This window comes from Zoogloea sp., from assembly GCF_041908905.1.
In the GTDB taxonomy this organism is placed as follows: domain Bacteria; phylum Pseudomonadota; class Gammaproteobacteria; order Burkholderiales; family Rhodocyclaceae; genus Zoogloea.
In genome coordinates this window covers 1-18,090 of the sequence record NZ_JAYREK010000041.1, presented here as the reverse complement: position 1 = coordinate 18,090, position 18,090 = coordinate 1, and the positions used below count along the sequence as shown (strand labels likewise).

General features: G+C 68.9%; 15 protein-coding genes. 3 read left to right on the top strand and 12 right to left on the bottom strand.

Annotated elements, in window-relative coordinates; genetic code table 11:
* The first annotated feature begins 318 nt into the window (after positions 1-318).
* The 3 genes from ACE3OU_RS16310 (at position 319) to ACE3OU_RS16300 (ending at position 3,046) form a co-directional block, all read left to right on the top strand.
* A complete protein-coding gene (locus ACE3OU_RS16310; protein WP_374242608.1) occupies positions 319-1,905 on the top strand; it encodes an alpha/beta fold hydrolase in 1,587 nt (528 codons plus the stop codon).
* 200 nt (positions 1,906-2,105) lie between these two features.
* A complete protein-coding gene (locus ACE3OU_RS16305; RefSeq protein WP_374242607.1) occupies positions 2,106-2,822 on the top strand; it encodes a tetratricopeptide repeat protein in 717 nt (238 codons plus the stop codon).
* Positions 2,819-3,046 (top strand): acyl carrier protein, encoded by a 228-nt coding sequence (locus ACE3OU_RS16300; protein ID WP_374242606.1) that lies wholly within the window; start codon positions 2,819-2,821, stop codon positions 3,044-3,046. Before ACE3OU_RS16305 ends, ACE3OU_RS16300 begins: the two co-directional genes overlap by 4 nt.
* A 3-nt stretch (positions 3,047-3,049) precedes the next feature.
* On the opposite strand, the gene ACE3OU_RS16295 is transcribed toward ACE3OU_RS16300, so the two are convergent.
* From ACE3OU_RS16295 to ACE3OU_RS16240, 12 genes are all read right to left on the bottom strand, one after another.
* A complete protein-coding gene (locus ACE3OU_RS16295; RefSeq protein ID WP_374242605.1) occupies positions 3,050-3,592 on the bottom strand; it encodes an H-NS family nucleoid-associated regulatory protein in 543 nt (180 codons plus the stop codon).
* Between the two features lie 310 nt (positions 3,593-3,902).
* Positions 3,903-5,408 carry a lysine--tRNA ligase gene (gene lysS, locus ACE3OU_RS16290; protein WP_374242604.1) on the bottom strand — a complete coding sequence of 502 codons (1,506 nt, stop codon included), beginning with the start codon at positions 5,406-5,408 and terminating at the stop codon, positions 3,903-3,905.
* A gap of 123 nt (positions 5,409-5,531) precedes the next feature.
* The gene (locus ACE3OU_RS16285; RefSeq protein WP_374242603.1) at positions 5,532-6,605 is read right to left on the bottom strand and encodes a GGDEF domain-containing protein; all 1,074 of its coding nucleotides are present in this window, start codon (positions 6,603-6,605) and stop codon (positions 5,532-5,534) included.
* A 269-nt stretch (positions 6,606-6,874) separates the two neighbouring features.
* Complete coding sequence (locus ACE3OU_RS16280) at positions 6,875-7,522, bottom strand: hypothetical protein (RefSeq protein WP_374242602.1); 648 nt, start codon at positions 7,520-7,522, stop codon at positions 6,875-6,877.
* On the bottom strand, positions 7,519-8,913 hold the full coding sequence (locus ACE3OU_RS16275; protein ID WP_374242601.1) for an AAA family ATPase: 1,395 nt from the start codon (positions 8,911-8,913) through the stop codon (positions 7,519-7,521). The genes ACE3OU_RS16280 and ACE3OU_RS16275 overlap by 4 nt, the downstream gene beginning before the upstream one ends.
* 44 nt (positions 8,914-8,957) lie before the next feature.
* Positions 8,958-11,759: an AAA family ATPase gene (locus tag ACE3OU_RS16270; protein WP_374242600.1), complete on the bottom strand. Its 2,802-nt coding sequence runs from the start codon at positions 11,757-11,759 to the stop codon at positions 8,958-8,960.
* Positions 11,759-12,436, bottom strand: coding sequence for a hypothetical protein (locus tag ACE3OU_RS16265; RefSeq protein ID WP_374242599.1), 678 nt, complete (start codon positions 12,434-12,436; stop codon positions 11,759-11,761). The genes ACE3OU_RS16270 and ACE3OU_RS16265 overlap by 1 nt, the downstream gene beginning before the upstream one ends.
* Positions 12,436-13,782: a hypothetical protein gene (locus tag ACE3OU_RS16260; RefSeq protein WP_374242598.1), complete on the bottom strand. Its 1,347-nt coding sequence runs from the start codon at positions 13,780-13,782 to the stop codon at positions 12,436-12,438. Before ACE3OU_RS16260 ends, ACE3OU_RS16265 begins: the two co-directional genes overlap by 1 nt.
* Positions 13,779-15,020, bottom strand: coding sequence for a hypothetical protein (locus ACE3OU_RS16255; protein WP_374242597.1), 1,242 nt, complete (start codon positions 15,018-15,020; stop codon positions 13,779-13,781). Before ACE3OU_RS16255 ends, ACE3OU_RS16260 begins: the two co-directional genes overlap by 4 nt.
* 134 nt (positions 15,021-15,154) lie before the next feature.
* Positions 15,155-16,259 (bottom strand): peptide chain release factor 2 gene (gene prfB, locus ACE3OU_RS16250; RefSeq protein WP_374242596.1). Its coding sequence is split into 2 segments (ribosomal slippage): positions 15,155-16,177 and positions 16,179-16,259, totalling 1,104 coding nucleotides; the frame shifts between segments, so codons are not numbered across the junction.
* A 93-nt stretch (positions 16,260-16,352) separates the two neighbouring features.
* Positions 16,353-16,952, bottom strand: a complete 600-nt coding sequence (locus ACE3OU_RS16245; protein WP_374242595.1) for a hypothetical protein — start codon at positions 16,950-16,952, stop codon at positions 16,353-16,355.
* Between the two features lie 25 nt (positions 16,953-16,977).
* On the bottom strand, positions 16,978-18,090 hold a 1,113-nt coding region (locus ACE3OU_RS16240), incomplete at its 5' end, for a pseudouridine synthase (protein ID WP_374242594.1).

Sequence of the window (18,090 nt, the reverse complement as noted above, 5' to 3'; positions counted from 1 at the left end):
GAGGCGCTGGAAGCGCGCGAGTCCCCACCCCTTGCGCCACGGGCGGTGCTCCCGCGCCGTCCGATCCGTTTGAGCACCCCTACGATCACCGACGGCCGCATGGCGGTGGCCGGGCCTTGAAGGCCGGGGGTCCGGGCGGCGGTGGATTGGCGCGTGCTGATTTACTGTTAGACTCAAACGCATGATCGCCTCGTTCACTGCGCCCCCAGGGTGGGCGGTCCCGCCTTGCCTCGCTGCGGCGCCCCCTCGGGCCGCGGGCCCTGCGGCGGCTCCGGCGCGGGGGCCTGGTGTCGGCCGCCTCGGCGTGGGGCGCGGCCGGTGAGCGCGCTGCTGGCCGCCGGGCTGTTGCCGGGGCTGGCCGTGCTCGGGTTCAACTGGCTGATCCGCCGCAGCCTCGCGGCGCCACGGGTGCCCGAGGTGGGTGAGCCCGTGGGCCTGCCGTGGCAGGCGGTGCGGATCGCCACCGCGCGCGGGCGCAGCCTGTTCGGGTGGTTCATCCCGGCCGGCGAACGGGCACCGGCGCTGGCCATCGTCCATGGCTGGGGTGGCAACGCGGAGCTGATGCTGCCCCTGGCCGCGCCGCTGCATCGGGCGGGCTACGCGCTGCTGTTCTTCGACGCCCGCTGCCACGGCCGCAGCGATGGCGACAGCTTCGCGTCGCTGCCGCGCTTTGCCGAAGATCTCGGCGCCGCCGTCGACTGGCTGCGCGACCGGCCGGAGGTGGTGGCGGAGCGGGTCGGCGTGCTGGGGCACTCGGTCGGGGCCGGCGCCGCGCTGCTGCTGGCGTCGCGGCGCGACGACCTGGCCGCGGCGGTCAGCCTGTCGGCCTTTGCCCACCCGGCCGCGATGATGCGGCGCTGGCTGGCGGCCAAGGGGCTGCCGTATCGTCCGCTGGGGGCCTACGTCCTGTGGTATGTCCAGCGGGTGATCGGCCACCGCTTCGACGACATCGCGCCCTGCCGCACGATCGCCCGGGTCGGCTGCCCGGTGCTCATCGCCCACGGCCACGACGATGCGACGGTGCCGGTCTCCGATGCCGAGCAGATCCACGCCAGCCGTGGCGCCGCCCGCGCCCGTCTGCTGCTGATGCCCGGCGGCCACGACGAGTACCCCGAGCTGGCGCGCCACCTGGGGGCGCTGATCGGTTTCCTCGATGAGGCGATGGGCCTCCGCGCCGGGGCCGGGCAACTTTTCGGTGGCCCCGGTGGTCCATCAGGTTCGCCTCAGGCGTCAGATCACGAAAACACTCAGATCACAAAGGGAGAACCTGTCATGCCCATCAATCAGGAAAGCGTGTGGACCAAGCGTTACCAGGACGCCGGCGAGGAGTATCTGTTCGGCACCGAGCCGAACCGCTTCCTGGCCCATCGCGCCGAGCTGCTCCAGGACGGCCGCACGGCCCTCTCGGTGGCCGACGGCGAGGGCCGCAACTCGGTGTGGCTGGCCGAGCAGGGGCTGGAGGTGACGGCCGTCGAGATCTCGGCGGTAGCCGTGCACAAGGCCCGCCGCCTCGCCGCCGGGCGCAAGGTGCAGGTGGATTTCATGCAGGCCGACATGCTGGCGCCGGGCTGGCCGCCGGCCGAACTGCACGGCGCTTTCGACTGGGTCGTCGGGATCTTCATCCAGTTCGTCGGGCCCGAGTGGCGGGAGCGCCAGTTCGAGGTCATGAAGCAGCTGACCCGGCCGGGCGGGCGCATCCTGCTGCAGGGCTACACGCCGAAGCAGCTCGAATACCGCACCGGCGGCCCTTCGGCGGTCGAGAACCTGTACACGCCGGAGATCCTGCGGGAAGCCTTCACCGACTGGACGATAGAAGAGCTGGTCGAATACGAAGAGGACGTGAATGAAGGCGCCGGCCACCGGGGCCGCTCGGCGCTGATCGGCCTCGTCGCCCGCAAGCCCTGAGCCCGGGCCCGGTGCGTGCGCTTTTGTGACAAGGGCCCCGGAAACCGGCGCGGGATTCGTAGGATAATCGCGTGGGCACGCCAGCCGGCGTTGCAGGTTCAAGGGGGCTGAGCGCCCTCATGGCGAGGTGCCCTGCCGCGTCCCGGCGGCGGGTGCCTCGTCCGGTTTCTTGGGAATGATCGATGATTTCAGGTAAGAAGATGCGAGCTGGCTGTCTCGCCCTCGCGGCGGCAGCCCTGGGCGCGCTGTCCGCCCCGGCGGTGGCGGAGTTTCCCTTGACGGCCGTGGAGTGGAGCACCCTCCCCGATTACTGCAAGGCGGCGATGCTGAAGTCGGCCTACCGCCACATCGTTCCGTCCAGCAACCGGCTCACCCCGACCTGGGCTTTTTCGGTGCCGAACACCTACGGCGTTCCCGGCGCGCACCACTTCTGCATGGGGATGGTCCTGCTCGACCGCGCCAAGAAGCGCCAGGCTTCCTACCGCGATGCCCTCAACGAACTGACCTACAGCCACGTCGAGATGGATTCCAGCCAGCCCGGCTACCCCTACGTGACCCATTACGTCGCCACGGCCCATTACCGCTCCGGGGACCGGGTCAGGGCGTACAACCTGTGGCAGGACTGCATCGAGGCCCAACCCCAGAGCCGCTACTGCTACCTGTCGATGGCCGACGCCCTGCTCACCGACAAGCGCCCCAAGGAAGCCCTCGACCTGCTCCTCAAGTACGACGAGGCGAAGGAGGCCGAGTACCCGGATGCGGAGCATTTCATCGCCCGCGCCCTCTACGAGAACAAGCGTTACCCGGAGGCCCTCGCCCGGGCGGAGCGCGCGGCCGAGCTGGGTTATCCCCTGAGCGGCCTGCGTGACAAGCTCAGGACGATCGTGGCCGGCAACGGAGGCGCGGGCAAGCGATGATGGAAGACCTGCAGGACGTGATCGCCCGGGCGATGGGCGTTTCTGCCGGTCTCGTCGGGCCGGACACCGAGTTCCGCAAGCTGGCCACCTGGGATTCGTTTCTGGCGCTGGCGCTGATCTATGGCATCGAGGAGCGCTTCGGGGTGCTGATCGGCTATGGCACCCTGGCCACGGCCGTCACCGTGGCCGACCTGCTGGCGCTGGTCAGGGCGGGCGCGCGCTGAGGCTCAGCGCTGCTTGAAGCTGGCCGGGATCGGCCGGGGAGCGAGCTTTTCGGCGGCGATCTCGAGGGCGTACAGCGTGCCGCCGGTGACCAGCCAGGCGTTGATCCAGTCCGGCATCGCACCTTCGCCCGACCACGTGAGCGCCCGGTTGGAGGGGTGCATGTAGCGGATCCGCGCGGGCTCCGGCGCGGCCTCGGGGGCTGCCGCGGCTGACTGGGCGGCCACTGCGGCCTCTTCGGCGGCTTTTTCTGCGGCTTTGGCAGCGGCCTCCGCGGCCTCTTTGGCTGCGGCCTTCTTCTCGGCGGCTTTCCTTGCCGCTTCCTTTTTTGCGGCTTCCTTTTTCTCGGCGGCCTGACGCGCGGCCTCTTCCGCCGCCCGCGCCGCGGCCTCGGCTGCCGCCTTGGCCTGGCGTGCCGCCTCCGCTTCGGCCTCGGCCGCCCGGCGGGCCTGTTCCTGCTCTTCCTGCTCGCGTTTGACGATCTCGGCCTTGATCTGCTCGGCCAGTGCTTCGAGTTCGGGGAGGTCGTAAGACTTCAGTTCGGTCATGGAGTGCGTGGCGTTACGACGGCGATGCGAGGGGGGCGGCAAGCTGCCTCGACGTTCTGGAGAGCGCCGGGAAGGGGTTTCCGCGAGGTCGTGAAGTTAGCACCATCGCTTCTCCTGCGCCATATGGCAAAGCAGGAAAGTTTCACGGATGCGAGCCTCCCGGCGGGTCCGCGTGACAGCTTGTGACATGGTGCCCGGGAGCGCCCGCCCGACGGGCCGCCGCGGGGCCCGGCAGGGCTTTCGCGGACCATCAAAAAACCCCGCCGGGCGTGGGCCGGGCGGGGTCGTGTGGGGGATGCGGCAGCGGGGCTCAGTCGGACTCGGGACGCATCTGCGGGAACAGGATCACGTCGCGGATCGCCGGGCTGTCGGTGAGCAGCATCACCAGGCGGTCGATGCCGATGCCGCAGCCGCCGGTGGGGGGCAGGCCGTATTCGAGGGCGCGGATGTAGTCGGCGTCGTAGTACATGGCTTCCTCGTCGCCGGCGTCCTTGGCCTGGGCCTGGGCCTGGAAGCGGGCGGCCTGGTCCTCGGGGTCGTTGAGCTCGGAGAAGCCATTGGCGATCTCGCGGCCGACGATGAACAGCTCGAAGCGCTCGGTGATCTCCGGGTTGGTGTCGGAGGCGCGGGCCAGCGGGCTGACCTCGACCGGGTAGTCGATGATGAAGGTGGGTTCCCAGGTCTCGGCTTCGGCACAGGCTTCGAAGAGTTGCAGCTGCAGGCTGCCGAGGCCGCCGGGCTTCACCTTCTCGCCGAAGTCGTGGATCTTCTGCTTGAGCCACTCGGGGTCGGCCAGCTGGGCGTCGGTGAAGCCGGGGTGGTGCTTGCGTATCGCCTCGACGATGGTCAGCCGGTGGAAGGGCTTGGAGAGGTCGAGCTCGCGGCCCTGGTACTGGAACACCTCGGTGCCGAGGGCCTCGCGGGCGGCGTGGCGCAGCAGGCCTTCGGTGAAGTCCATGAGGCTGCGGTAGTTCGCGTAGGCCTCGTAGAACTCCATCATCGTGAATTCGGGGTTGTGGCGCGGGGAGAGGCCTTCGTTGCGGAAGTTGCGGTTGACCTCGAAGACCTTCTCGAAGCCGCCGACCACCAGGCGCTTGAGGTAGAGCTCCGGCGCGATGCGCAGGAACTGCTGCATGTCGAGGGCGTTGTGGTGGGTGACGAAGGGCTTGGCCGCCGCGCCGCCGGGGATGGGGTGCATCATCGGCGTCTCGACCTCGAGGAAGCCGTGGCCGGTCATGTAGTTGCGGATCGACTGCACCAGGCGGCTGCGGGCCACGAAGGTGTGGCGCGACTCGTCGCTCATGATGAGGTCAACATACCGCTGGCGGTACTTGGTCTCGGTGTCGGTGAGGCCGTGGAACTTGTCGGGCAGCGGGCGCAGGCTCTTGGTGAGCAGGCGGATCTCGCTGCTCTTGATGGAGAGCTCGCCGGTCTTGGTGCGGAACAGGGTGCCGACGGTGCCGACGATGTCGCCGATGTCCCAGTGCTTGAACTCGGCATAGACGTCTTCGCCGACGCCGTCGCGGGTGACGTAGAGCTGGATGCGGCCGGAGAGATCCTGGATGGTGATGAAGCTGGCCTTGCCCATCACGCGCTTGAGCATGACGCGGCCGGCGACCTTCACTTCGACCGGCATCGCTTCGAGCTCTTCGGCGGTTTTTTCGCCGTAGACTTCGTCGAGTTTGCCGGCGGTGTTTTCCCGGGAGAAATCGTTCGGATACGCGCGGCCGGTGGCGCGCCAGGCGGCGAGCTTCTGGCGGCGCTCGGCGATCAGGTGGTTTTCGTCCTGGGCGGGCGTGTTGGTCTGGTCGGACATGATGGGCTCTTCAATCAACGGGATCGGGGCGCGGCAAGGCCGCGGCAGCGTCGATTAAACGCTGCAAAGCCCTGAATTTTGACACAAACGGGGGCGCCCGTCGCGGGCGCTGCGGCGGGTGGGCTACAGGAAGATCTCGTCCACGTCGGACTGGATCAGCGCCTGGGAGGCCGGCGCGGTGATGCGCAGCTTGCCGCTCATCACCAGTTCGTCGAAGCCATTGACCTGGTTGCGCCCGTTGCGCTTGGAATAATAGAGGGCCTCGTCGGCCCGGCCGAGGAGGTCGGCGGGCGACAGGCGCGGGTCGATGCGGGCGAAACCCACCGAGCAGGCCACCCGGCCGACCTGCGGAAAATCGTGCCGTTCGACCGCCAGCCGGAAGCGGTCGAAGATGCCGCGCACGTCGTCCTCGCCCACGCTGCGCAGCATCACCACGAACTCCTCGCCGCCGAAGCGGAACAGCTTGTCGTTGCTGCGGAAGCTCTGGCGCATCAGCTCGGCGACCCGCAGCAGCACCTCGTCGCCGAAGAGGTGGCCGAAGTTGTCGTTGATCTTCTTGAAGAAGTCGATATCCACCACCCCGAGCCAGCAGGGCTGGGGGTGGCTGGCGGTGCGGCGCTCGAGGGGGAGCTTGTCGGCCTGCTCGGCCAGCTCGGCGGCGGCGATCAGGCGCTCGAAGTCGTCGTCGAAGGTCTTGCGGTTGAGCAGCCGGGTGAGGGTGTCGAGGTTGGCGTATTCCCACTGCTGGTGCTGGTTCTCGAAGCAGCGCAGGAACAGGCTGAGGGCCTGGCAGGCGGCCTCGCGGGGGCGCACCGGGCCGTGGATCTCGAGCACCCAGCGGGCCTGCCCCAGCGCGCCGACGGCGAAGGCCAGCCGCCACATGTCGCCCTCCTGGCTGATGGCGTGGCCGAAGTCGGCTTCCAGGCAGCTGGCCAGCAGGGGATCGACCGGCAGCCACGGCTGCCCGCCGTAGGCGTCGTCCCAGAAGGTTTCGGCGCCGTCCGAGACGCAGCAGCCGAGCAGGCTGACGGTGAGGTTGGGCGGCGTGAAGCGCACCGCGAAGAGCAGGCCGTAGCTGCCCTCCAGGAAGCGCATCGCGTGCTCGGCGGCGGTACGGAATATGTCCCGCAGGTCCCGGGTCCGCGAAAGCACCTCGGCCCCTTCGAGAAGCGCGATCACATCGGGTGGCGAGGGCATGGACGGATGGGCGGCGCGGGGGAACGCGGAGCGATCGAGTGGCGATGCCCGTTTAACGTCCGGCCTCCGTGAATCTTGAGCGGGCCCGGCGACGGGGGCCGGGCCCGCCGGGGCGGTCAGATGCAGGAGATGCATACGGGGGTTGTACGCTCGACCGTCTGAGCCAAACACCATTTCTCTTTTTGATTACTTGTTTTGCGAGTGAGGGCAAGAAAATATGGACGTGGCGAGTGGCGTCTGCCGAGATGCGGCTGCTCTACCGAAATTTTTCAGTTGGTGGCGTGTGCTTTCTGGACAAGCTGTCGAATGCTTTCTCTAAAAGCTTCATAGGAGGGTAGCTCACGTACAGGTCCGTCTGGATCCAAATCTAGAACCAGTCGTGCTCGCATTTCCGAAAATCTCTTGCGGAAAGCTGAGAGTTGCGAGTCCCGTTTTAGTCCGCTAGCCTCGCAGAGAACATCTTGGAGAATGGATTTAGTTTGCGATCTGCTCTCTAGCTGACGGATCGGTGGAAGTGAGCTAAGCTCAGTCGGTGGGTGTCGACCTCCCGCAACTCTTGATATCAGCTCCCGATCAGCCAAAAGCCAAGTTTCGAGCATCTTGACCGGGATAATCGGCACGATTTTCTCCGTTGAGAGGATGCCGAGGGCCGCAGCCATAATTTCATCGCGGCGCGCATCCACTCCCGCGTTGTCTGCATCCCTATGGATAAACACTATTTCGGCGCTTGGGAAGTACTTCACGACTGCCTGTATTTTTTCTCTAACGGTCGTGCCGATCGGCTGCCGAAATCGTCCCAAGTCTGGTGCCTCACCTCTCGCCTCCTCGAAGCCTTCTTCGATCAGTATTCGCTCGATATGCTCGACGAGCCGGAGGTCCGATGAGCCTTCTGCGATCAGGATGAAGTTCACTTTCATGAAGATCCTTCCTCTGTCTCAAACAGATCAATCTGACTGTTTTGCGGGAGGGTTAGATAACTAATGATTGATCCTTTATCAACGAAATCTCCCCCCGCTCTCACGCGCCAGCTTTCTCGCAGACTTTTGCACCTTACCGTAGCGGTGGGCTTGCCGGTGGGGCCTCTCACTTTGACTAGGTCCGCATAGATCAGGTCATCTGGAGTTTCTAGCCGGACAAGGACTGGGGAGTGGGTCGCGATTAAGATTTGACGCATTGGGTTGGTGTCACTAACGGGGCTGAAAGGGTCTACTGCGAGATCCTTAAGTAACGCCAGCATAGCGTCCATTTTGGCTGGATGAATGCCGTTCTCTGGCTCCTCAAAACATAGCAAGCCATTAAAATCCGGATCTTCAGCCATGATGCAAAGCGAGAGAAAACGCAGCGTGCCGTCTGAAAGAGCTCTTGCTGGCAAAAACGTACCCGAACGTTCCTTAACTTCCACGGTAAGTAGTTGTCGCACTTGGTCGACATCTACACGTACATCTGAGGTCGGGATAATTCTGGATAGTCGATTCGCAATTCGTGAGTATATATGATCGTCTCTGCGATAAAGCTTATGAAGTGCTGCCGCAAGTCTCCCTCCATCAGGGCCAACTCGGCCGTCCTCGTGCATTTTATTGGAGCGTCGCATTGCAGTTGGCTCAAGGGAGAGGAATCGCCATGACTGCATTTCTCTCCTAGCTGCGAGGATGGTCGGCCAAGTGGAACTGTTCGTGTTTGCTATGACCGTTTTGGGAACATGCCTAGCGGGAATTTTCTGAGCGTGGCCTCTGCTGCCGCCGTCTTGGTGTTGGGATATCTCGATCACGCCATCGTCGGACTTGGATGTTGAGATAAAGCCCGCGCCCTTGCGGTTGTTGACAATTACTTGGTCTCGAAAACGCCCTGCATCGAGCGGGAAGTGGATTAGGGAGGCGGCATCACCCTTCTTGATGTGGTTCAGGGATTCATAAGCCAGATACAGTCCCAGAGACCCATTTGCTTCGTCCTGTAAGTCTCTTGCAATGTGAATCTCATACCGAAGAAAGGTCGAGGTAGCCTGTGCTTTTCGTCCGAAGTCGTCGATAACGTCCCTCGGGACAATCATTTCAACAGCAAGTCGAAGCTCTTCAACCCGAATCTCTCCGTTAGTCCAGAAAATATCGAGAGGGTCAGAGGATTCAGAGTCACGAATAGCCAAGGCCGCTTCAACAATCGATGTGCTGCTTAGCAGGGAGAGGAAACGTATCGCATCAAAAATATTCGATTTGCCGACGCCGTTGAGCCCCGCTATGCAGTTGAACGGCCCAAGGTTCATCGAGAAATTGAGGAGGTTTTTGAAGCCGTGAACTTCTAACTTGGTCAGCATAGGTTTTCCCTGTCATGTAGCGGGCAGCATAGATTGTAACCGTCTCAGACCGCCCGCTGGATCAGCCCGATCGGCGGGGCCCAGTCGTCGCCGGGCTTCTTCTTGCGGGTGACCAGGGTGAGCTGGGCCGGGGCGAAGACGTTGGCGTTGTGGGTGACCGGCGAGGTGATGAGGTACTGGGCGCGGGTGGCGCGCAGGAAGCTGCCGACCCGGTCGATGTTGGCGATGTCCAGGTGGGCGAAGGGCTCGTCGATGAACACGAAGCCGCCCGGGCGGGCGTCGTCCATCAGCAGCGCGATGAGCAGGATCAGCGACTTCATCACCTGCTGGCCGCCGGAGGCTTCACCGTCGTTGAGGCCGACGGCGCCCTTGCGGTCGAAGTCGAAGCGCACCTCGAGGCCGGCGGCGCTGAGGCCGCCGTCGTCGTTCTCGAGGTGGGGCACCGGGCAGTCCACGTCCACGTTGGCGAGATCGCCCAGGGCCCGCAGGTTCTTGCCGTACTGGCGCACGGTGGCGCGCAGCTTGGCGATGTAGGCGGTGCGGGCCTCGGTGGTGATCTGGCGGGTGGCGCTGGCGTGGCGTTCGCGCTCGTGGAACTGGGCCTCGCGCTCGCCCACGTCGGCACGCAGGCGGCCGGCGAGGGTGAGCACGGTGTCGTCGGTGATCCAGTCGCCTTCGGCGAGGCGCTGGCGCAGGCGTTCGAGCTCGGCGCGGGCGCCGCGGGCGTCGCCGTACTTGTCGGCGAGGCGCTGGTTGGCCTGCGGCTCGCGCCACTCGGCGGGCATGCCGCGGCGGAGCTGGCGCAGGCGCTGGATGCGGCGGGCCTGCTCGCGGCGGCGGGGGGCGGCCTCCTGGGCGAGTTCGGTGATGCGGCGGGCGAGCCCGGCGATGTCGCGCTTCCGGCGGTCCACCTCGATGTCGATGCCGCGCAGGCGCAGGTCGATGGCCTCGACCTCGCCCTTGGCGTCGGTGCGGGCGGCGATGGCGGCGGTGAGGCGGGCGCGGGCGGCGGGGAGGGCGGCCTCGGCGGCCTCGAAGGCCTCGGCGCGGGCGGCCAGCAGCTGGGCCGCCTCGATGCCGTGCAGGCGGGCGCGCAGGGCGTCGGCCTCTTCCTTGGCGGCATCGAGTTCGGGGCGCAGTTTTTGCAGCCGGGCGTCGATGCTGCGCATGTCGGCATCCAGCTGCTTGAGGCGGGCGCCGCGGGCCAGCTCGCCGAAGTGGAAGTCGGCGGGCTTGCCCAGGTGGCGGGCGCCGCGGCGCTCCCGGTGGTAGCCGTCGCGGGTGATCCATTCGGTCTCGCGGGGCAGGCGGCGGGCGGCGTCGGCGTCGTCGACGCGCTGGATGCGGCCGAGCAGGTCGGCCAGCCAGCGCGGCACGGCGTCGGCGAAGCGGATCACCTCGGCCAGCGAGCCGGCGGCGGGCGGCGGGGCGGTTTCGAGCTCGGGCACGATGAAGTGGCGGAAGCGCTCGGCCTCGCCCAGGGCCCAGGCGGCGTGGCGGTCCTGCTCGCGGGCCAGCAGCAGCACGTGGCGGTAGGGGCGCAGCACGGCCTCGACGGCGCCCTGCCAGGCGGGGTCGGTGACCTCGACGATCTCGGCCAGCGCCCGGTGGGCGATGCCGGCCTCGGTCAGGCGGGCGCGGAAGCGGCTGACCTCCGGGTCGGCAGGGGGGCCGCGGTGGTCGCGGGCGGCGCGCAGCTGGGTGGTTTTTTCTTCAAAGGTGGCGATGGCCTCGCGCTCCTGGCGCTGCAGCTGGAGGAGGCGGGCGTCGGCCCGGGCGTAGGCGGCTTCGAGGTCGACGGCGGCTTCGCCGGCTTCGCGGGCCAGGCGGGCGCGCAGGGCGCTGCGCTCGGCGATCAGCCTGTCGAAGTCGCGCACTTCGTCGTGGGCGGCGAGGTGGTCCTTTTCGGCGTCGAGCTCGCGGCTGCGGGCGGCCTTGCGCTGGGCGTCGGCGGCGGCCTTCTCGGCCTCGACGGTGGCGCTGCGGGCCTTGAGGGCGGCCAGCTCGTCGTCGAGGCGCTGGCGTTCGGCGCGGCTCCGGGCGATGTCGTCGCGGGCCAGGGCGATGTCGCGCACGAGCTCGGCCACCTCGAGGCGCGGCACGATCTCGCCGGCGAGGGCCAGGGCTTCGTCGTCGAGCTGCTTCCATTCGAGGTAGCGGTCGGCCTCGAGGCGCTTGGCTTCGGCCTGGGCGCGCAGGCGGTCGAGGTCGAGGCCGAGGGCCGCCAGCTCGCGTTCGGCGTTGTTCTGCTCTTCGCGGGCGGCGGCGTAGTTGTCGAGCACCTCCTTGTCGCCGAAGACGTCGAAGACCAGCTCGAGGAGCGCCTTGGGCGAGTATTCGCAGAGCTTGTCGGTGTCGCCCTGCTCGAGGGCCAGCACCTTGGCGATGGCGGGGGTGAGGCCGCCCCAGGCGAGGCGGCTTTGATAGTCGCGGTAGCCGACCCATTCGACGGCCTTGTCGGCGTTGGCCTCCAGGGCCTCGATGGGGACGTCGCCGTCGGCGATGGCGTAGTCGCGGGTCCAGTCGCCGCCGGCGCGGCGGATGCGGCAGGCCAGGGTGACCTCGTCCTTCAGGCACGGGAAGAACGGCCGCTTGCCGCTGCTGCCCGGCCGGTTGGCGACCACCGCGCGGATCCACGCGAAGCTGCGGTTGGCCCGGCGCACGTAGCGGCGGAAGTCGCGCTTGCCCGAGCAGCGCAGGCCGAAGAGGGTGCGCAGGGCGTCGAGCAGGGTGGTCTTGCCGGAGCCGTTGGGGCCGACGATGGTGATGATCTGGGCGTCGAGGGGCAGGCTGAAGCGCCGCCAGTAGTCCCAGTGAACGAGTTCGAGCTGCTTGATGTGGAACATCAGCGGAGGTCCTCCGGGTCGTCGGCGTCCTGCCCGGCGGGGCGGTGGCCGGCCTGGGCGAGCACGTCGCCGAGGGTGCCGTGGATGATGCGGTCGGCGAGCAGGCGGTAGTCGAGCAGCACGTCGAGCAGCGGGCCCTCGAAGATCAGCCCGCCGCGCCGCTCGATGAAGCCGAGCTGGGCGAGGCGCGACAGCAGCTTGCCCTGCACGTAGGTCTTGTGGCCGAGCACCGGGGCGAAGTCGGCCAGCAGCGAGGCTTCCGACAGGCTGCCGGCGACCTCCTCGCCCAGGGGCAGCGGGGCTTCCTTGTCGAACATGTCGTGCTGGCCGTCGTCGATGAGCTTCTGCCGGTTGATCTGGCGTTCGCGCTTGGGCAGCACGATCAGCGCCCAGATGATCACCAGCAGCGCGATCTGGTCGCGGGTGAGGCCGATGTTGCTGGCGGCGTACTCGCGGGTGGCGCCGAAGACGGGTTCGTGCACATCGTCGGCGAGGGCCAGCGCCACGTGCTCGGCGTAGGGGTTGTCGATGAGCTGCAGGCCGACGCCGGCGAGGCGGGCTTCGAGCTCGGCGCGGAAGGTCTCGTCCACCAGCGCGCGGCGCACCTGCGGGTCGGTGCGCGGCAGGCTGCGGCTGGCCAGCAGGCGGGCGGTGAGGGTGCGGATCTGTTGTTCCATCAGGCTTCGTCGGGGGGAAGGGCGGCGGCGTCGAGGACAGGCACGGCTTCGGGGGCGGGCAGGCTGCCGCGGGCACCCACCAGGCCGGCGGAGATGGCGGCGATCTCGTCGCTGCCGACGGCCAGGGTGGTGGCGTCGAAACGCACGTCGAGGGGCAGGCGCATGAACTCGCCGATCGGGCCGTCGGCGGGGGCGTTGGATTCGCCCTCGGCACCCGCGTCGGCGAGCAGCGCGAGCAGCGACAGGCGGTAGCTGGCGGCCGGGAAGCCGCCGCCGGAGACCAGCCCGGCGAGGGTCTCGGGGGCGCGGCCGGGTTCGGTGAGGCGGGCCAGGCGCTGGCTGAAGTGTTGCAGCAGGCGCAGGTCCTCGGCCTCGGGCTGGGCCCGGCTGGGGGCGGCCTCGACGGGGGGCAGGGCAGTGTCGGCCTCGATCCGGCGGGCTTCCTCGGAGAGGGCCAGCTCGGCCCGGTCGAGGAGCTCGTGGCCGCCGGCGAGCAGCGTGAGCTCGGGCGCGGGGGCCAGGGCGCCGGCGGCGAGCCCGACCAGGCGGCGGGCGTCCAGGCGGCGCAGCCAGCCGGCCACGTCGGAGGACGAGATGCCCGAGCCGCCGAGGGTGACCCGCTGGGCCTCGATCTTGTTGAGGGCGCGCTGGAAGGCGGCGTCCACCCGCGCCAGGCGCGACTGGGCGAGGCCGATGCGCTGGGCCACGCGGGCCAGCTCGAAGGAGACCTCCGGGTCGGCCAGCAGCTCGCGCAGCACCTCGGTGCCCTTCTCGATCCAGCGGGTGTTGGCGGACAGGCGCCGGCGGGCGTCGGAGATGCGGAACTCGGAGCCCGAGGCGATGGCCTCCTCGAAATGCCAGGCCAGGTCGTTGAGCTTGCCGAGCAGGTGGCCGAGGCTCTCGGGGGTCACGTTGCCCACCGCCGACAGGCCGGCCAGCTGGGTGGTGAGGAAGCCCAGCTCCAGGTCTTCCTCGGCGGCGAAGCCGAGCAGCATGGCGATCGCCGCGACCGCGTTGCGGCCCAGGTCGGAGAGAGCGTAGCGGCTGTCCTCGCCGATCTCCAGCAGGCCGTTGCCGCGCAGGCGGCGCAGCGCGGTCTCGAGCTTGACCGGGTCGAGGAAGGCGAAGCGCTGGCGCAGCTGCTCGGGGCCCCAGCGGGGGGCGTCGGTCTCGCGGCCGATCTCGCGCAGCACCAGCAGACGCATCAGCACCTCGGCCTCGTTGCCGTGGAAGAGGGTGCTGAAGGCGGCCAGCAGCGGGCGGGCCTGGAGCAGCGGGGCGAGCTCGGGCACCTCGTCGGGGGCGACGCCGGGGGCCAGGATCTCGTCGAGGCGGGCTTCGGTCATGGGCTCTGGAACAGCGCGAGGGCGGCGATGCGGCGCTCGATCTCGGCGACGACGCCCTGGTAGGCCGGGCTGCCGACCGTGCCGAAGCGGCGCGCGAATTCGTCGCTCATCAGGTGCTCGGGCAGGCCGTCGATGGGCGGCATCAGGGCGTCCACGCCGCCGGAGAGGATGTTGGCGAGGTGCGTCGGGCGGTGGACGGCCAGCTCGCCGAAGCGCGTGCCGGCGCGGTCGGCAGCCAGGTCGGCGAAGGAGAAGCCGCTGCCGCCGCGGGCGTCGTCCACCTCCTTGTCGAGGCCGATGGTATTGGCCAGCGGCTCGCCGGCCCAGGCGGCCAGCGCGGCGGAGATCGCGAAGTGCTGGGCGAGGTCGTGGCGGCCGTGCAGCGTGAGGGTGAGCGGCCGCGGGCGGCGCTGGATCGCGGGCACCAGCAGCGCCACGTTCTTGCCCGACAGCTGGGCGGCGGTGACGAAGAGGGCGTAGCGGTAGGCGGCGGCGCGCTGCCCGGTGGCGGCTCCGGCGCCGGCCTCCTGGAGCAGGGGCATGAGGACTTCGCCGAGGTCGGCGCTGCGCCTGCCTGCGCCGACCCGGTTCATCACCTCGACGAGGCGCTGGTGGGCGGCGGCGAGGTCGTCCTGCTCAGCCGGGGTGAGGGCCAGCGCGCGGGCCGAGGCGAGAATCTCCGGTTGCCAGGTGTAGGTGACGCGCAGGGCGTCGGGCGCCAGGCGGACCTGCGAGACGGTGCGCTTGAGCAGCGCGAACTCGGCGGCGACGGTGCTGTGGCGAAGGCCCGCGTCGAGGGCGAGCATGATCAGGCCGCCGGGCAGGCGGATCTCGCCGAGCCGCAGGCTCTCGATCTGCCCGTCGGCGGCGAGGGCCGCGCGGGCGTTGAGGTAGCGGCCCGCGGGGAGCGGCGCCGGCAGCGGCCAGGTGTAGCGGAGGTCGGCGCCGGTTTCGTGGAGCGCCACGGCGGCCCGGCCCGGCAGCCCGCCGCGGGCGGCGAAGTCGAGGAGGGCCTGCAGGTCGGCGCCGGCGATGGCGACTTCGCGGGTGGTGTCGGGGCGCAGGCGGCGCGGGTCGTTGGCGCGCAGGATGCCCTTCAGGCGGCTGAGGTTGGCGGCCGTCAGTTCGTCAGGGGGCGGCACCAGGGGCGTACTGCCCACGGCCTGGAACAGCAGCGCGGCGACGGCGGTGACGGCCAGCAGCGCAAGGGCCACGAGCCAGGCGAGGAGACGGAGCATGGGTGGAGCGGTGCGGAGGTGCGGACAGGGGAGAAAGCGGGAGGCCGGAGCCTGGGTGGGGCGTGCGGGGCTTACGGTGCCAGGGCCCGTCCCGCGGGCGCGGTGCCGGCACCCCGGCACCGTAAGCCCCGGGGTTACACGCCCTGCTTCAGGCTGGCCTGGATGAAGCCGTCCAGGTCGCCGTCGAGCACGGCCTGGGTGTTGCCGACTTCGTAGCTGGTGCGCAGGTCCTTGATGCGCGACTGGTCGAGCACGTAGGAGCGGATCTGGTGGCCCCAGCCGATGTCGCTCTTGGCGTCCTCGAGCTTCTGCTGCTCGCTCTGGCGCTTGCGCAGTTCGAGCTCGTAGAGGCGCGCGCGCAGCATCGACCAGGCTTCGTCCTTGTTGCGGTGCTGGGAACGGTCGTTCTGGCACTGCACGACGATGCCCGACGGGATGTGGGTGAGACGCACCGCCGAGTCGGTCTTGTTGATGTGCTGGCCGCCGGCGCCGGAGGCGCGGTAGGTGTCGGTGCGCACGTCGGCGGGGTTGATCTCGATCTCGATGGAGTCGTCCACCTCGGGGAACACGAACACCGAGCAGAAGCTGGTGTGACGGCGGGCGTTGGAGTCGAAGGGGCTCTTGCGGACGAGGCGGTGGATGCCGGTCTCGGTGCGCAGGAAGCCGTAGGCGTACTCGCCGCCGACCTTGATGGTGGCGCTCTTGATGCCGGCCACTTCGCCTTCGGATTCTTCGAGCAGCTCGACCTGGAAGCCCTTGCGCTCGCAGTAGCGCAGGTACATGCGCTCGAGCATGCCGGCCCAGTCCTGGGCCTCGGTGCCGCCGGCGCCGGACTGGATTTCGATGAAGCAGGCGTTGCCGTCCATCGGGTTGTTGAACATGCGGCGGAACTCGAGCTCGCCCACCTTGGCCTCGATGGCGGCGGTGTCGGCTTCGACGGCCTGCATGGTGTCCTCGTCGTCCTCCATCGAGGCGAGCTCGAAGAGGTCCTTGCAGTCGGCGAGGCCCTGGCCGATCTCTTCCAGCGTCACGACGACGCCTTCGAGGGTCTTCTTCTCCTTGCCGAGCTCCTGGGCGCGCGCGGCGTCGTTCCAGATGTCCGGGTCTTCGAGTTGTTTGCTGACTTCGATCAGCTTTTCAGCTTTGGAATCGTAGTCAAAGATACCTCCGAAGTTCGAGCTCGCGGGCCTTGAGGTCGGCGAGCTTGTTGGAGATGGCGTTGAGGCGTTCTGCTTCCATGGTCAAAGCCCTGATGAATAAGGGAAAACCGCGCATTATACCGGGCGCGGCGGGGATCGCGGGATTGATTGTCGGCGCGGCCGGGCGGCGGGCTCAGCGCAGCGCGGAGCGGGTCTTGCAGGTCTTGAAGCGGCTGCGGCACAGGCTGGCGCACAGGAACGCCTCGTCCGGGTCGGACTGGGGGCAGCTCACCAGGCAGCGGGTGTTGGCGTTGATGCACTCGGTCACCGAGGGCAGCGGCGGGCGCGCCTTGCGGGCCGCGTCGGCCTTGTCTTCGTCGCTGGTGACGGGCTTGCTGGCCAGCCGGAAGGTGCCCCGGGCGCTGGCCTCGCGGCGGTCGGCCTGGCGGTACTTGCCCTCGAACAGCGTCGCGGTGCAGCTGCCGGCGAGGTGAAGGGTGGTGCCGCCGCCGGTCTGCACATGAAAGTCGCACTTGCTGCCGTTCATCTCGCCCGAGGTGACGCGGCCGTTGCCCGAGTAGGGCGATTCGCCCTTGAACTCGCCCACCAGCAGGCCCTGCAGGTCGCGCAGCTCGATGCTCACCGAGATCGGCGGCGAGAAATCCTCGGGCAGCAGCAGGCCCTCGTAGCGACGCTCGTCGCTGGCATGGCTGCCCCCCGCGGCCGTGAGGCCGCAGGCCAGCAGGAGGGCGGCGAGGCCGCGACGGAGCGGGGAGCGGTGGGTGGCGGGCATGGCGGAGGGAGGCGGACGGGAGGCGTCAGAATACCTCGTTGGCGCCCAGGTAGCGCCACTGGCCGGGGGGCAGGTTGCCGAGCATCACACGCCCGATGCGCACCCGCTTGAGGCCGACGACCTTGAGCCCGACCAGCTCGCACATGCGGCGGATCTGGCGCTTCTTGCCTTCGCGCAGCACGAAGCGCAGCTGGTCTTCGTTGAGCCAGCTGACCTTGGCCGGGCGCAGCGCCTCGCCGTCGAGGGACAGGCCGTGGTTGAGCAGCTTGAGGCCCTCGGCGTCGAGGGTGCCTTCGACGCGCACGTGGTATTCCTTCTCGATGGCGGAGTCTTCGCCGATCAGCGCCCGGGCGATGCGCCCGTCCTGGGTGAACACCAGCAGGCCGATGGAGTCGATGTCGAGCCGCCCGGCGGGGGCCAGGCCCCGGTGGTGGGTGTTGAGGAAGCGCGTCTCGGAGGGGTCTTCGGCCCAGCGGTTTTCGGCGGTGATCAGCACGCTGGCGGGTTCGTAGCCGTCCTCGGCCTGGCCGGAGACGTAGCCGACGGGCTTGTTGAGCAGGATGGTGACGCGGCGGTCCTGGGCGGTCTGACCGCGGCGGTCGAGCTCGATGGCCTGTTCGGGCCGGACGCGGAAGCCCAGCTCGCTGACCACGCGGCCATCGACGCGGACCCAGCCCTTCTCGATGTATTCGTCGGCCTCGCGGCGGGAGCACAGGCCGAGTTCGGCCATCCGCTTGGAGAGGCGCAGGGTGCCGTCGTCGCGCGGGGCCTCGGCCGGGGCGGGGGCCGGACGGGGTTCGCCGGTCCATTGCTTGCGCTCGTGGCGCGGCGGGCGGGCTTCCGCGTCGGGGCGCGGGCCGCGCTCGCCGAAGCCGCGCGGGCGGTCTTCGCCGGAACGGGGCGGACGGTCGTCGCGGTAGCGGGGGCGGTCGCCCTCCGGGCGGGGCGGGCGCTCGCCGCGCTCGGGACGGTCGCCGTAGGGGCGGCCGGAGCGCTCACCGTCGGGGCGCGGGCTTCGCTCGCCGAAGCCGCGCGGGCGGTCTTCGCCGGAACGGGGCGGGCGATCTTCGCGGTAGCGGGAGCGGTCGCCTTCCGGGCGGGGCGGACGCTCGCCGCGCTCGGGGCGGTCGCCGTAGGG